Genomic DNA, 13299 nt, shown 5'->3' on the forward strand with positions numbered 1-13299 from the left:
GAGAGGGGAAGTTGATGACCATCCCGCCAGTGCACGAACCTGAGCCGTTTCCGCCGGACCCCGGCCCGGAGCCCACGTCCCCGGACCCCACCCAGCCGCGTCCACCCGGCCCGCCGTCCCCGAATCCGTTCCCCGCACCGGCGCCCCCGGGCCCGCTGCCCGTCCCGGATCCCGGCCCGGCGCCGCTCCGCCCGGATCCCACCCGGGACTGAGCGGCTCCAACAGCCATAAGGGGACCTCCCGCCGCGTGCCCCGGCACGGGTAGGAGGTCCCTTTCGCCTGTCCTGGACGGCGTCGTTCCCGCGGCTGAAAATCCTTCAAAAATCGTTCCTGAAACCCTTGCAGACCTACTTCTCGGGTGCTAAAAAATCTATATCAGCCACTACAGATCGGCTGATATGGAAACTGTGTTGGACCATCTCTTACGAGGAGGGAAGCCATGTTGATGCGAACCGATCCGTTCCGCGAGCTGGACAGGCTGGCCCAGCAGGTCCTCGGCACGGCTGCACGCCCGGCGGCGATGCCGATGGATGCATGGCGTGAGGACCAGGAATTCGTCGTGGCCTTCGATTTGCCCGGCGTCGCAGTGGACTCGGTGGACCTGGATGTTGAACGGAATGTCCTGACGGTGCGGGCCGAACGCCCGGACCCGGCAGGCAAGGACACCGAACTGATCGCCTCCGAACGGCCGCGCGGCGTCTTCAGCCGCCAGCTGATCCTTGGCGACACGCTGGACACCGATCATGTCAAGGCCAGCTACGACGCAGGCGTCCTGACGCTGCGGATCCCGGTTGCCGAAAAGGCCAAGCCGCGCAAGATCGAGATTGAAACGAAGGGGGCAAAGCAGGAAATCGCTGCCTAGTTTCACCACAGGACCGGGAGGCGGGCACATCTGTTGACTGCCTTTTTGGGGCGAATCGCCATTCTGTGCACGCCACAGCGCCAGACAGCGCACCGGCAGCGTAGGCCTTAACCTCCCGCCACGGTGGCCCCCGGCTTCGGCCGGGGGCCATCCACGTGTGCGGCGCGATGCCGGGCCTCGGCTCCGCCGCCGGGGCCGTGCGTCAGACGCTGAGTTCCAGCATCAGCGCGGGCAGTTCGTCGGCAAGTTCGCGGGCCAGGAATCCCAGCGGCCCCAGCCTGCTGGCCAGCCGGTCCGCCGCCGCTGCATGCAGGTGGGTCCCCCAGCAGGCCGCCTGGGCGCCGGTGGTTCCACGGGCGCGGAGTCCGGCAATCGCTCCCGCCAGCACGTCGCCGCTGCCGGAGGTGCCCAGGCCGCCGTACCCGGTGGTGATTTTCCACAGTTCCGGCTCGTCGGGATTCAGGCCCGGCGGCTGCGTGATGAGCCCCTGGCAGCTGACCACGGCGTCGAACCTTGCGGAGATCTCGGGGAGGTCTTTTTCGAGGTCCGCCACATCCCGTCCCAGGAGGATCGCCGCTTCCGTCGGGTTTGGTGTGAGGATCAGCCGGCCGCGCCAGGGGCCCAGTTGGTCCTCCACATGCACCAGGGCGCCCAGCGCGTAGGCATCGAGGACGACGGCGGGACCTCCAGCGCCGTCAGCATCGGAGGCACCGTCGCGGCCCGCCTCGCGGTTGAGCATGGCCTGGAGCAGTTCCCGGGCGAGGTCCTCGTCATCCAGCCCCGGGCCCACCAGGACGGTGTCTGCCCGGTCCAGGTAGGAGGAAATGCTGTCGAGCTCGGGCTTGACGGAGCCCCCGGGAGTCTCCGGCAGGCCGATTGCGCCGCATTCGGGCAGGGCCACCCCCAGCTGCACGGCCACGGACCCGGCCACCGCCAGCGTGAGCTTTCCCGCGCCGGCCCGCAGTGCTGAAACGCCGGCCAGCAGTGCAGCGCCCGGAGTGGCCCGGGCTCCGCCGACCACCAGCACCGACCCGCGTGAATATTTATCCTCGCCCGGGGCCGGCAGCGGCCAATCGCGCAGGAGCGACGGCGCTACCAGGGTGGGGCCGGAGGATTCACCGCGGCCGGACACTGGTGTCTCCCGCGTGCTCCGTGACGGCGACGCCCTGCTCCGCGAGGTGGTCGGCAACGTTGAAGCTTTCCAACGTCCAGGGGCCCACCCCGGACGGGCGGACGAACCGCGTCACCGAGGCATTGAGAATGGCTTCCCTGGCCGCAAGGTCCAGCAGTTCCTTCTCATTAAGCCCTTCCAGCACGTACCGGAACAGCATGATCACGGCATCATGGCAGACCAGCATTACCCGGTGGCCGGTGCCCAGGTTGTTCAGTTCCGCCAGCACCGACCGCAGCCGCAGCGCCACGTCCGCCCACGATTCCCCTCCCGGCGGCCGGTAGTACAGCTTGCCCAGCCAGTCACGGCGCTCGGATTCCTCCGGGTAGCGGTTCTCCACGCCCAGCCGGGTGAGGCGGTCCAGGATGCCAAGTTCGCGGTCCCGGAGCCGCTCGTCGATGCGCACCTCGACCGGCCAGCCTGCCGTTTCCACCGCGATCTCAGCCGTTTGCCGGGCACGCGCGTAGGGGGAGGAGACGACCGCATCCGGGCGCAATTCCTCGGTGATCCGGCCCAAGGCAGTACCCAGGGCTTTGGCCTGGTCCCGGCCCGTTCCGGACAGGTCCACGTCTGCGTCCCGGGCGGGAACCTGGATGACCTCCACCCCGGCTTCGCGCGCCTCGGTGGCCGCAACGTTGCCTTCGCTCTCGCCGTGCCGGATCAACACCAGCTCTACCGCCCCGGCTTCCTGGACCGCCTCCGTCAGGCCGTCGTCGTCCGCCGCAGCACCCTTCGCCCGCTCATCCTTCACAACACCACCCCATCCGCTCGCCGCGCCAAATGCAGGAACATTACCCAAGGCGTACCCACGGGGCGGCGGAAAATAACCGAAGGCCTACCGCGCGGGGGTCAGGACCTTCGAGAACACGGTGGCGCCGTTGGCGTTGCGGAGGCTGGCGGTGAAGCTGTTGTCCCGATCCAGCTGCACGTGCCCGAAGAACTGGTTTTCGCCGTCGCGCGGGGACTCGCCGGCGAAGCGTCCGGCCTTGGAGAACACCACCTCGGGACCGAAGGTGCCGTCCATCGCGTTCGGGCCGAAGGATCCCGCCGCGATGGGTCCGGCCACGAACTCCCAGAACGGATCGAAATCGGTGAAGGCTGCCCGCTCGGGGGAGTAGTGGTGGGCGGCGCAGTAGTGGACGTCGGCGGTGAGCCAGACGGTGTTCTTGACGCCGTTGCGTTTGATCGCGCTGAGCACCCCGGCGATCTCCAGCTCACGGCCCAAGGGGGCACCGGCGTCGCGGTTGGACACGCTCTCCTGGTTCACCGGGCCGTCCGGCACTATGATCCCCAGCGGAAGATCGGCGGCAATCACCTTCCACGTGGCCCTGGACCGGGACACTTCGTGGATCAGCCAGTCCACCTGCTCCTGGCCCAGGATGGCGGTGGCGTAGGGTTCCTTGCCGTCGGTGTTGGGGGACTTGTAGGTGCGCATGTCCAGGCAGAAGATGTCCAGCTGCGGGCCGCGGGAGATCTTCCGGTAGATGCGGGCCGGCTGGTAGGTGCCGGCGTCGTCGAATGTTCCCGGGCGCCAGATGGCCGAGCTGTCCGCGATGGGCATGTTCTCCTGCCAGGCCTGCCGGCCACGGGCGGCGAGGGCGTTGACGTCCCGCACGGTGTAGCGGGAGTCATCCAGGATCTGGCCGGGGTACCAGTTGTTGTGTGTCTCGTGGTCGTCCCACTGCGCAATCACCGGAACGTCCGCGAACAGGGCCCGCATGTTGACGTCCATGGAGTTGTAGCGGTGCCGGCCGCGGAATTCGGTGAGCGTCTCGGCCACCTTGGACACCTCTTCGGTGACCAGGTTCCGCCACACCTGCCCGTCCTTCTCCACCACAGTTTCGGCAATGGGGCCGTCGGCGTAGATGGTGTCGCCGGAGTGGATGAAGAAGTCGGGACGGGTCTGGTGCATGGCCCGGTAGCCGCGCATGCCGCCGATCTCCTCATTGATGCCCCACCCCTGGCCGGCCGTGTCGCCCGTCCACACAAAGCTTTGCGCGGACGACGCCGGGACGTCGCCTCCGTTGCCCGTCCCACCGGTGCGGCCCTTGCCGTTGGCCGTCCCCATGTCGGGCGCCGTGCGAAAGCTGCCGCGGACCGTCTCGCTGACCGCTCCGCCGTCGTCCTCGAAGCTGATTTCCAGCGCGAACCGGGTGTTGGACGGCAGGTTCCCTGCGTGGATCTTGGCGGTGAAATCGGAGGCCGGGGTGGCGCGGGGCCCGCGGAGGACCCGCTCGAAGGCGCCGCGCCCGCTGAGCACCTGGCCGGCGTCGTCCACGGCGCGCAGCGCAGCCGTCATCCGCCCGGCGCCCGAGGCACGCGACCAGAGGACGGCGGAATCCGAGGTGACGTCGCCGGTGGCGACGCCGCTGGGCAGGGTGAGCCGGTTGCGGACCAGTGCGACGCCGGCGGGCGACTGGCTGGCTGCCGTGGCGTTCGCGGCGGGGACGGAGGCCAGCGCGGCGGCGAGGACGGAACTCTTGATGATGGTGCGGCGGGCAACCCCGGCCTGGGAAGTCTCAGTCATGTCCTCAGGGTTTCCCGGGCGGGCACACAGATTCTGGCGGCGGAGTGAACCCGGGGTGAGGCGCGGCTGAACAGCAGGCGGACCTGGCGGCCCGGCCCTATGGCTTCGCGAAGTCGGCGATCCGGCCCTCCCGCAAGGCCGCGCCCACCGCGGCGATGCCTCCGTAGTCGGGAAACAGCACGGACTGCCCCGCAACGAAGCCGGAGCCCGCCGTCGGGAGCGTCATGGTGCCGATCGCGTTCACATCGAGGTTGCGCAGGCTGTAGGCCAGCATCGCGGCCTGGACGGGATCGAAGCCCCGGTCCACCGTGAGGCAGCAGGACGCGAAATCCACCAGCGAGCGCACTGCGTTCACGTCATTCAGGGCACCCCCGGCCGTGAGCCGGGCCAGGATGGCGCGGAGCATGATTTGCTGGTCGCGCACGCGCTGGAAGTCGCCGTCCGAGAAGGCGTAGCGCTCACGCGAGAACTCCAAGGCAGCCTGGCCATCCAGGTGGTTCACGCCGGCGCTGAAGACGTGCTGGGTTTCGATCGTGGACTGGAAGGGGATGGGCACGTTGACGTCGATGCCGCCCAGGCCGTCCACCAGGATCTTGAACCCGCCGAAGTCCAGCATCAGGGTGTGGTCAATCGTGATCCCCAGCAGTTGCTGCACCGTGGCGGTCTCCATGTCGATCCCGCCATACTGCAGGGCGGCGTTGATCTTGGCAGCCCCGTAGCCGGGGATGTCCACCCAGTTGTCGCGGTTGATGGAGATTAAGTAGAGGTTCCTGCGATCGGCGGGAACGTGTACCACCATGAGGGTGTCAGCCCGCTGGTCAGCGGCTTCGCCGGTGGCCGCCGTGTGGGCTGCGGCGTCCCGGGCGGGGGTGTCACGGATGTCGCTGCCGATGACCAGGATGTTCATGGGGGCCGCGGGCAGGTCCGGGATGGGAGCAGGCGGCGGCGGTGCAGCAGGGGCCGGCGGGGGAGTTTCTGACGGTGAAGGGGTGGGCGTTGGCGTGGCGCTGGGCGACTGGGTCTGGGAGGCTGCAGGCTGTGCTTGCCGGCCCGCCCGGTTCAGGCTGAAGACCGCGATGCCGGCAGCCACCACCAGCACCAGCGCGAGCAGCGCGGCGATCCAGCGGCGGCGGCCCAAGGCAAGCATCCAGGCAGGCCGGTGGGAACTGGTTGGGCCCGGTTGCCGGGAACCGGAGTTTCCGGCGCCGGCGGGCCCGGTTGGATCAGAACCGCCTGGGATGCTCATGACGCCTCCACCTCATTGTGACTGGTGGGATTAGTGTCCGTCCCGCAGGCCCCAGTTGGCTACAGGAGTATCCAAACTGTCACCTGGGGTGTCCGCGGGAATGTCCGCCGCAATGTCGGCTGCCGCTGGCGTGGAGCTGCGGTAACGGTGCAGCGGCTAGTCCTTGGGGGCGTTGAGCCGGGCATGGCGCAGGATGGAGATGATCGCGGGGGCCAGCTGGTCCTCCATCTCCCGGTACACCTCGGCTGCACGGCGGTACGGGTCCACGATGTCGTTGTCCGAAGCGTCCGACGGCAGCGAGAGGTGCCGCACCCCGGCGGCCCGCGCCGGCAAGGACCGCCAGACGGCGGCGTTGGCAGCGAGGAGGGCGTCGACGTGGGACGCGCCGGTCCCGGCACCTACAGAAGGTACGACGGCGGCAGGCTGGCTGCCCGCAGCAGGCGCCCGTTGGCTGTCTCCACTAGGCGCCCGCTGGTCGAGGACGTCGAGCATCCGCGCGAACTCGCGGATGGTGAATGTCCGCTTGAGCAGGGAGGCATCAAGCTGGAGGACTTCCCCGCGGTGCCCGGAGGTCATGGTGAGCACCAGGTCCACGCCGCGCAGGATCTTCGGCGTGAGCTGCCGGGCCGCGAACCCGTCCGGGGCGCCGCCAAAGGTCCGCACGATGTCCGCGGAAATGGGCTGCATCGGCTCTCCCACCAAGGCGCGGGTTCCGGCGCTGGACACCTGGAAACCGCCCGGCACCACCTGGTCCAGCCCTGCCTGCAGCAGTCGCTCCGCCACGGGTGACCGGCAGATGTTCCCGGTGCAGACAGTCAGGATTCGTACTGGTGCGGAAGTGTCCAAGGAGATGTTCTCTTTCCCAGCGGGTGCCGGACCCGCTCGGGCCCGTGCCTTTCAACTTAACACGCAGCGGCGCGGCGGCGTCCCAAACCTGGGTGCCGCCGCCGCGCCGGGCGTCATCGCTGGTCCCGCCGCATGCCGGCTACATCGTGGCCAGCAGCTGCTTCATCTGGGTGATCTCGGACTGCTGGGCGTCCACGATGTCATGGCCCAGCTTGACAGCGTCCGGGAACTTTCCGGCGCTGATCTCCTGCTGTGCCATGTCGATGGCGCCCTCGTGATGGCCGATCATCTGCTCCAGGAACAGCTTGGCGGCCTCGGTCCCGGTGGCGGACTTGAGCTTGTCAATGCCCTGGTCGTCCACCATGCCGGCCATGCCATGCCCGGAGTCGTCGCTCATCATGGTGGGCACGTTCCAGCCCGTGAGCCAGCCGGTCATCTGCTCGATCTCCGGGGCCTGCGCCGCCTTGATCTTGGTGGCAAGTGCGGTCACCTCCGCAGGCATGTCCGTCTTGGCCAGGATGATTCCGCTCATCTCCACCGCCTGGGCGTGATGCGGGACCATCATCTGCGCAAACATGACGTCCGCCTGGTTGTGGTCCGCGCTGGCCCCCGGCCTCATGTTCGGCATGTTGCTGGCGCTGGGCATGTTGCTTGACATGGCGCCGGAGCTGCCGTGGTCCATGGGCATGCCGGAGCCGGAGCCGGTATCCGCGGCGCAGCCGGCGAGTCCGAGCGAAGCGGCCAAGGCAGCAGCAATGGAAAGGTTCTTGAAAGTGGTGTTCATGGGTTGTCCTTCAGGGACGTAGGGAACTGGGCCGTTATGGGTGGCGCAGTCCGGTTTACGTCCGGCTGATGGACAGGTCGCAGGGTGTGGGGCTGGGCGGCAGGTAGCCGTAGCCGGCGCGGGCCTTGGCGGCTGCCGGCTGCAGCGGCAGGACGGTCAGGGTTGCGTGGGGCGGGGAAATGGTGACCGGGCCGCTGGGGGCTGACGGAATGCAGGGCGCCCCCGATTCCTGTGCCCCCGGGCAGGAATCGCCGCAGGCGGCGGCAATGCCTGGGATGTCCAGGGCGGAAGCGGCCGGCGCGTGGTCAACGTGACCGGCCTGGCCACCAACGGGAGATTGCGCGACGGCGGTGTGCCCGGCAGTCGCGTGAAGGGCAGCCGCGTGACCGGCAGTCGCGTGACCGGCTGGCGAAACCGCGCCGTGGGAAGCGTGCCCTGGGGTCAGTACGTGCATGCCCAGCAACCCCGTGATGACACCCAGGGCAGCGGCGAGCAGCCACGCCCAGCGGAGGAGGGACGCCACGGCGCGGGTGGTCATGCCGGTCCCTCCTTCCATTTGGTCTCCAGCACTCAACGTACCTCTGACGGGTTCAGTTTCAGGCGCCGGAGGAGCTGGGCGTTCAGCGCCACCACCACGGTAGAGGCGGACATCAGCACCGCCCCGGCAGCGGGGGACAGGACCACCCCGGCAAACGCGAGGACGCCGGCAGCCAACGGCACGGACAGGATGTTGTAGCCGGTGGCCCACACCAGGTTCTGCCACATTTTCCGGTAGCTGGCGCGGGACAGGTCCACCATGGACAGCACGGCCCGGGGATCGTTTCCGGCCAGCACCACGCCGGCGGATTCCACGGCGACATCGGTTCCGGCGCCGATGGCGATGCCAACCTCGGCCCGTGCCAGGGCAGGGGAGTCGTTGACGCCGTCGCCCACCATGGCCACCTTCATGCCGCGACCCTGCAGCTCAGCGACTTTCTTGTCCTTGTCTGCTGGCAGGACCTCGGCGAATACCTCATCGATGCCAAGGTCCGCGGCCACTGCCTGCGCCACCTGGTGGGCGTCGCCGGTAACCATGGCCACCTTGACGCCGCGCCGCTGCAGGGCTGACACGGCCTGCCGCGACTCCGGCCGCACCGCATCCTCCATGCTCACGGCACCCAGGACCCTGCCGTCGTCGACCACGTGGAGCACGGCGGCGCCGCGGTCCATCCACGCCTTGGTGCCGGCGGCCAAAGAGGCAGGTTCGACGGCGCCGAGCTCGCGCAGGAGCGCCGGCCCGCCCACGTGCACGGTACGGCCATCCACGCCGGCCCGGACACCGCGGCCCGTCAACGAGGTGAAGCCGGTAGCAGCGGGCAGTGCCAGGTTGCGTGCCTTGGCGGCCCGCACGATGGCGCGTGCGACGGGATGTTCACTGTCCGATTCGACGGCGGCGGCAAGGGCCAGCACCGCGTCGGGATCCGCGCCGTCAGCCACGGCAACGTCCTTCAGTTCCGGCTCGCCGGTGGTCAGTGTGCCGGTCTTGTCGAACAGGACCACGTCGATGGTCCGCATCCGTTCCAGGGCCATCCGGTTCTTGATCAGCACCCCGGCACGGGCAGCCTGTTCGGTGGAAATGGCTATGACCAAGGGGATCGCGAGGCCCAGGGCGTGCGGGCAGGCAATGACCAGCACGGTGACGGTCCGGGTGACGGCGTCCGGAACGCTACCCAGCAGCGTCCAGGCGATGAAGGTCAGGACGCCGGCGCCGGCGGCGAAGTAGAAGAGGAACGCCGCGGCACGGTCCGCCAGGGCCTGGGCGCGGGAGGACGAGGCCTGCGCTTCCTCCACCAGCCGCTGGATCCCGGCCAGGGCGGTCTGGTCCCCAACGGCCGTGACCCGGACCCGGACACTGCTGTCCGTGGCGACCGTTCCTGCCACCACTGCGTCCCCGGCGCCGCGGGCCACGGTCTTGGATTCGCCGGTGATCATGGATTCGTCGAATTCGGCCTGCCCGTCCACCACGCTGCCGTCGGCCGGCATGCGGGCGCCGGGCCGGACCAGGACCAGGTCCCCGGGGTTGAGCTCGGACACAGGAACGGTTTCGGTGCCGTTGTCCGTGATGCGTTCGGCCTCGTCCGGCAGCAGCGCGGCGAGGGCGTCAAGGGCACCCTGCGCAGACCCGAGGGCGCGCATCTCAATCCAGTGGCCCAGCAGCATGATGGCCACCAGCAGCGCCAGTTCCCACCAGAAGTCAAGGTCAAAACCGCCGATCCCCAGGCTGGTGACCCAGGACGCGGCAAAGGCCACGGTGATGGCCATACCGATCAGCAGCATCATTCCCGGCGTACGGTCCTTCAGCTCCTGCAGGCCGCCTTTGAGGAACGGCTGCCCGCCGTAGAGAAAGATGACCGTGCCGAGGACCGGCGGAATCCAGGCGGAACCGGGGAACTCCGGCGGCATGTAGCCCAGGAGGTGGGCCATCATGGGGCTGAAATAGACCACGGGAACAGCGAGGGCAAGGGTCAGCCAGAACCTGTTCTTGAACATGGCGGTGCTGTGCCCTGCGTGCTGGCCATGGGTGTGGATGGTGTGGTCGTCGTCGCCGTGGGTGCCGTGCTGTGCGTGCCCTGCACCGTGCGCCGGCGGCTGGGTCAGCGTCCCGCTGGATGGCTGGTGGTGGCCGGGGGTGCCTGGATCGTGCGTGCCGTGTTGGTGGTGCGTGTTGTGATGGTCCTGCATTGCTCCTCCTTGGAAGCAGTCGCCGCCGGGGCGGCCAAGCGGTAAATCGGAGTCCGCGCGGTAGAGGCGCGGTCCATTTCAGGCCAGGGGGTAGCCGGCGGCAGCCAGGGCCTGGCGGATCTGGGCCTCAGGGGCCGAGCCGGTCACCGCAAGCCGGGAGCGGCCGCCGGGCACCAGGTCGACACGTGCCGACGTGACGCCGGCCCAGGGTGGATACGGCCGTTTCGACGGTCCGGACGCAGTGCCCGCACGTCATGCCCTCCACGGCAAAGGTCCGCCGGGCGGAGGCGCCGGCGCCGGAACGGACGACGGCGGCCGGGGAGTCCTGCTTGGCAGGTGCGGGAAGGGTGAGGGCAGGCTCGGCCGCACTGGCAGGTGCGCAGCAGCTGCAGCCTGGGGAGGCGAGGGGGAGCTGGGGACGGTTTGCGTTGTTCATGTCAGTTCCGATCCGTTGAGGTATTCAAGGGGCGCTGGGGTTGAACGGCTGTGAAGGCCGGTGTTGTGCACCAGCCGGGACATACCACTTCACTGACAACATGGTCAATATACCCCCAGGGGGTATACAAAGTCAAGCGCCATAGGGTATTTCTCCCGGGACTTCCATAGGGCCTCCCGCACTACCTTCTGCTGCGGGGGGCGACCATACTGGAAAGAGCGAGGACAGAGCCCGCCCGCTGGGGGCTGGCCTATGCGCGGGAGGTGGACCTGTGACGGAGCTCAGCGACCTGTACACGTATTCGAGTGCCCTCGGGGACAGCGAAAGCGACGCCGGCACCTTCAGGGTGGCTATCGAATCGGCAGGTCCAACCTTCCAGTGGTCGGACGGGATGTACCGGCTGCACGGTTACCGTCGCGGCGAAGTCGTCCCCACCATGGAGCTGGTCTTCGCCCACAAGCATCCCGATGACCGGGAACGGTGCGAGGAGATCGTGGCGCAGGTTTCCACTACGGGCGGGTTCTTCTGCATGTACCACCGGCTGGTCGATGCACAGGGCAAGACCCGGCGGGTGCTGTCCTCCGGCGAGGCGGTCCTGGGCCCGGACGGAGCGGTGGTGGCGCTCGAAGGCGTGATGGTGGACCTCAGCCGGACCCTGCAGCTCGAAACCGAACGAACAGCGCGCGAGGCTGTGGCCGGCGCAACGGCAACCCGCACGGTGATTGACCAGGCCCGGGGGATCCTCATGGGGCAGCTGAAGCTTGGCTCCGATGATGCCTTCCAGATGTTGGTGAGCACCAGCAGCCACAGAAACGTCAAACTCGTCGTGGTGGCGGCCGAGCTGGTGCAGCTTGCCAATTCCCCGGAGGCACGCACCTACCTTGACCGGGCCGTGCGGGCCATCCAGGTGCGCGGGCGCCCCGACCATGCCGGAGGCCGCCGCGCGGGCTGACGCCTGTTACCCGTAGGATGGACGGAGGTGCGCCGGGAAGTCTGGTCGGCATGGCTTTGTCGAACCCTGATTTAAGGACGCCTGCATGAACTCCACGCCGCCCACCCCACGCCGGAACAAGTTCCTGGGCTCAACCGTTTTTTCGCGCGGCAGTTACTCCGAGGCGCTGCGGATCGGCGAGATCCTCCGCAAAGAGACGGTGGGCGGTGCCCTCCTGGTTGCCGCTGCGGTGGTCGCGATCATCTGGGCCAACTCCCCGGCGTCGGACAGCTATTTTGCCCTCCGCGACTTCAAGGTGGGCTACGAACCGTGGCATCTTGAGCTCAGCCTGGGAGCCTGGGCCGCCGACGGGCTGCTGGCCATCTTCTTCTTCCTGGTGGGCCTGGAACTCAAGCGCGAATTCGTGGCCGGAGACCTCCGGCAGATCAGCAAGTCCATCGTTCCCGTCGCGGCCGCCGTGGGCGGCGTGGCGGTCCCGGCGGTGATTTACGCCGTTGTCAACCTTGCCAGCCCGGAGACACTCCGGGGCTGGGCCATTCCCACCGCAACCGACATCGCGTTCGCTGTTGCCGTCCTGGCAATCATCGGCTCCCACCTGCCCAGCGCCCTGCGGATCTTCCTGCTGACGCTGGCCGTGGTGGATGACCTGATCGCCATCACCATCATCGCGTTCTTCTACTCCAGCGATATCCAGGTGGTACCGCTGCTCCTGGCGCTCATCCCGCTGGCCGTCTACACCTTCCTGGCACAGTGGTTCCGCCGGTTCTTCGGCCTCCATGCTGCCGCCGCCTGGCTGGTGCTGCTGCCGCTGGGGGCCATGACCTGGGCGCTGGTGCACGCCTCCGGCATCCACGCCACCGTGGCCGGGGTGCTGCTGGGCTTCGCCGTTCCGGTGATCCGTTCGCAGGCCTCGGGCGGACCCGAGGCGGGCCCCGGACTGGCTGAGATTTTTGAGCACCGGTTCCGGCCGATTTCCGCCGGCGTTGCGGTGCCCATCTTCGCGTTCTTCTCCGCCGGTGTGGCCGTTGGCGGGTGGGACGGGCTGGGGTCAGCGCTGTCCGACCCGGTGGCGCTGGGCATCATCCTGGGCCTGGTCCTGGGCAAGCCAATCGGCATCCTGGCCACCACCTGGATCCTGACCAAAGCCACCAGGGCAAGCCTGGACAGCTCCTTCAAATGGATCGACGTCTTCGGTGTCGCCTTGCTGGCGGGCATCGGATTCACAGTCTCCCTGCTGGTGGCGGAGCTCAGCTTCGGCCACGGCAGCCTGCATGACGACCACGCCAAGGTGGGTATCCTGGCCGCATCACTGCTTGCCGCGCTGCTGGCAACGGCCGTGCTCCGCACCCGGAACCGGCAGTACCGGCTTGCCGAGGAGCTCGAGAAAGTTGATTCGGACCACGACGGCGTCCCGGACGTCTACCAGGAGCGCACCTGACCCCACTCAAAGGTTCAGGCGCCCGCGAGGGGTTCAGGCGCTCGCGAGGGGTTCAGGCGCTCGCGAGGGGCTGGGCCGGAGGCTGGGGTTTGGCTGAAACCTCTAGTTTGGCCGGGGCCGGGTCCACATGGCGGATCTCCAGGGCCTCCGGGTCCAGCAGCTTGCGCGCGCCGGTCCGGGCGTCCAGGATCCAGAAGAGTTCAAGGGCCGGGACGACGTCGGTCACCCGGCCTTTGTGGAAGAGCCTGCCCCGGTGCCACGCCTCGATCTGGTCGCCGATGCGGAGCTGGGCGGTGCGTATTCCTTGTGCCTCCAT

The 13299-nt window shown here is 68.4% G+C and carries 14 protein-coding genes; 4 read left to right on the forward strand and 10 right to left on the reverse strand.

Going from position 1 to position 13299, the window contains the following annotated elements; all coding sequences use genetic code 11:
- Positions 1 to 14: 14 nt before the first annotated feature.
- Positions 15 to 212 (forward strand): hypothetical protein, encoded by a 198-nt coding sequence (locus ACTHQS_RS11370; protein WP_440168769.1) that lies wholly within the window; start codon positions 15 to 17, stop codon positions 210 to 212.
- Between the two features lie 227 nt (positions 213 to 439).
- Positions 440 to 862, forward strand: coding sequence for an Hsp20/alpha crystallin family protein (locus ACTHQS_RS11375; protein ID WP_440168771.1), 423 nt, complete (start codon positions 440 to 442; stop codon positions 860 to 862).
- Between the two features lie 202 nt (positions 863 to 1064).
- Here the strand turns inward: ACTHQS_RS11375 and ACTHQS_RS11380 are convergent, their stop codons facing one another.
- The 9 genes from ACTHQS_RS11380 to ACTHQS_RS11420 form a co-directional block, all read right to left on the reverse strand.
- Entirely contained in the window at positions 1065 to 1994 is a 930-nt protein-coding gene (locus ACTHQS_RS11380; protein WP_440168773.1) for an NAD(P)H-hydrate dehydratase, read from the reverse strand.
- Positions 1978 to 2784, reverse strand: coding sequence for a histidine phosphatase family protein (locus tag ACTHQS_RS11385; RefSeq protein ID WP_440168776.1), 807 nt, complete (start codon positions 2782 to 2784; stop codon positions 1978 to 1980). The genes ACTHQS_RS11380 and ACTHQS_RS11385 overlap by 17 nt, the downstream gene beginning before the upstream one ends.
- 84 nt (positions 2785 to 2868) lie before the next feature.
- Positions 2869 to 4560 carry an alkaline phosphatase D family protein gene (locus ACTHQS_RS11390; RefSeq protein WP_440168778.1) on the reverse strand — a complete coding sequence of 564 codons (1692 nt, stop codon included), beginning with the start codon at positions 4558 to 4560 and terminating at the stop codon, positions 2869 to 2871.
- A gap of 97 nt (positions 4561 to 4657) precedes the next feature.
- Positions 4658 to 5806 (reverse strand): LCP family protein, encoded by a 1149-nt coding sequence (locus ACTHQS_RS11395; RefSeq protein WP_440168780.1) that lies wholly within the window; start codon positions 5804 to 5806, stop codon positions 4658 to 4660.
- 156 nt (positions 5807 to 5962) lie between these two features.
- Positions 5963 to 6652: an arsenate reductase/protein-tyrosine-phosphatase family protein gene (locus ACTHQS_RS11400; RefSeq protein WP_440168782.1), complete on the reverse strand. Its 690-nt coding sequence runs from the start codon at positions 6650 to 6652 to the stop codon at positions 5963 to 5965.
- 139 nt (positions 6653 to 6791) lie between these two features.
- Positions 6792 to 7436, reverse strand: a complete 645-nt coding sequence (locus ACTHQS_RS11405; RefSeq protein WP_440168785.1) for a DUF305 domain-containing protein — start codon at positions 7434 to 7436, stop codon at positions 6792 to 6794.
- Between the two features lie 55 nt (positions 7437 to 7491).
- Positions 7492 to 7974 (reverse strand): hypothetical protein, encoded by a 483-nt coding sequence (locus tag ACTHQS_RS11410; RefSeq protein WP_440168788.1) that lies wholly within the window; start codon positions 7972 to 7974, stop codon positions 7492 to 7494.
- 32 nt (positions 7975 to 8006) lie between these two features.
- Positions 8007 to 10157 carry a heavy metal translocating P-type ATPase gene (locus ACTHQS_RS11415; protein ID WP_440168790.1) on the reverse strand — a complete coding sequence of 717 codons (2151 nt, stop codon included), beginning with the start codon at positions 10155 to 10157 and terminating at the stop codon, positions 8007 to 8009.
- Between the two features lie 127 nt (positions 10158 to 10284).
- Complete coding sequence (locus tag ACTHQS_RS11420; protein ID WP_440168792.1) at positions 10285 to 10593, reverse strand: cation transporter; 309 nt, start codon at positions 10591 to 10593, stop codon at positions 10285 to 10287.
- Positions 10594 to 10864: 271 nt separating this feature from the next.
- Here ACTHQS_RS11420 and ACTHQS_RS11425 point away from each other — a divergent pair, with 271 nt between their 5' ends.
- Both ACTHQS_RS11425 and nhaA read left to right on the forward strand, forming a co-directional pair.
- Positions 10865 to 11545 (forward strand): PAS and ANTAR domain-containing protein, encoded by a 681-nt coding sequence (locus ACTHQS_RS11425; RefSeq protein ID WP_440168794.1) that lies wholly within the window; start codon positions 10865 to 10867, stop codon positions 11543 to 11545.
- An 85-nt stretch (positions 11546 to 11630) separates the two neighbouring features.
- Positions 11631 to 12983, forward strand: a complete 1353-nt coding sequence (gene nhaA, locus ACTHQS_RS11430) for a Na+/H+ antiporter NhaA (RefSeq protein WP_440168797.1) — start codon at positions 11631 to 11633, stop codon at positions 12981 to 12983.
- 52 nt (positions 12984 to 13035) lie between these two features.
- On the opposite strand, the gene ACTHQS_RS11435 is transcribed toward nhaA, so the two are convergent.
- A complete protein-coding gene (locus ACTHQS_RS11435; RefSeq protein ID WP_440168800.1) occupies positions 13036 to 13299 on the reverse strand; it encodes a hypothetical protein in 264 nt (87 codons plus the stop codon).

It is taken from the genome of Arthrobacter sp. SAFR-044 (genome assembly GCF_051965175.1).
In the GTDB taxonomy this organism is placed as follows: Bacteria; Actinomycetota; Actinomycetes; order Actinomycetales; family Micrococcaceae; genus Arthrobacter.

Coding starts and splice junctions, on each gene's coding strand:
- ACTHQS_RS11420 (WP_440168792.1), bottom strand. CDS start 10,593: ATGAACAACGCAAACCGTCCCCAGCTCCCCCTCGCCTCCCCAGGCTGC.
- ACTHQS_RS11405 (WP_440168785.1), bottom strand. CDS start 7,436: ATGAACACCACTTTCAAGAACCTTTCCATTGCTGCTGCCTTGGCCGCT.
- ACTHQS_RS11410 (WP_440168788.1), bottom strand. CDS start 7,974: ATGACCACCCGCGCCGTGGCGTCCCTCCTCCGCTGGGCGTGGCTGCTC.
- ACTHQS_RS11395 (WP_440168780.1), bottom strand. CDS start 5,806: ATGAGCATCCCAGGCGGTTCTGATCCAACCGGGCCCGCCGGCGCCGGA.
- ACTHQS_RS11415 (WP_440168790.1), bottom strand. CDS start 10,157: ATGCAGGACCATCACAACACGCACCACCAACACGGCACGCACGATCCA.
- nhaA (WP_440168797.1), top strand. CDS start 11,631: ATGAACTCCACGCCGCCCACCCCACGCCGGAACAAGTTCCTGGGCTCA.
- ACTHQS_RS11375 (WP_440168771.1), top strand. CDS start 440: ATGTTGATGCGAACCGATCCGTTCCGCGAGCTGGACAGGCTGGCCCAG.
- ACTHQS_RS11370 (WP_440168769.1), top strand. CDS start 15: ATGACCATCCCGCCAGTGCACGAACCTGAGCCGTTTCCGCCGGACCCC.
- ACTHQS_RS11435 (WP_440168800.1), bottom strand. CDS start 13,299: ATGGAGGCACAAGGAATACGCACCGCCCAGCTCCGCATCGGCGACCAG.
- ACTHQS_RS11390 (WP_440168778.1), bottom strand. CDS start 4,560: ATGACTGAGACTTCCCAGGCCGGGGTTGCCCGCCGCACCATCATCAAG.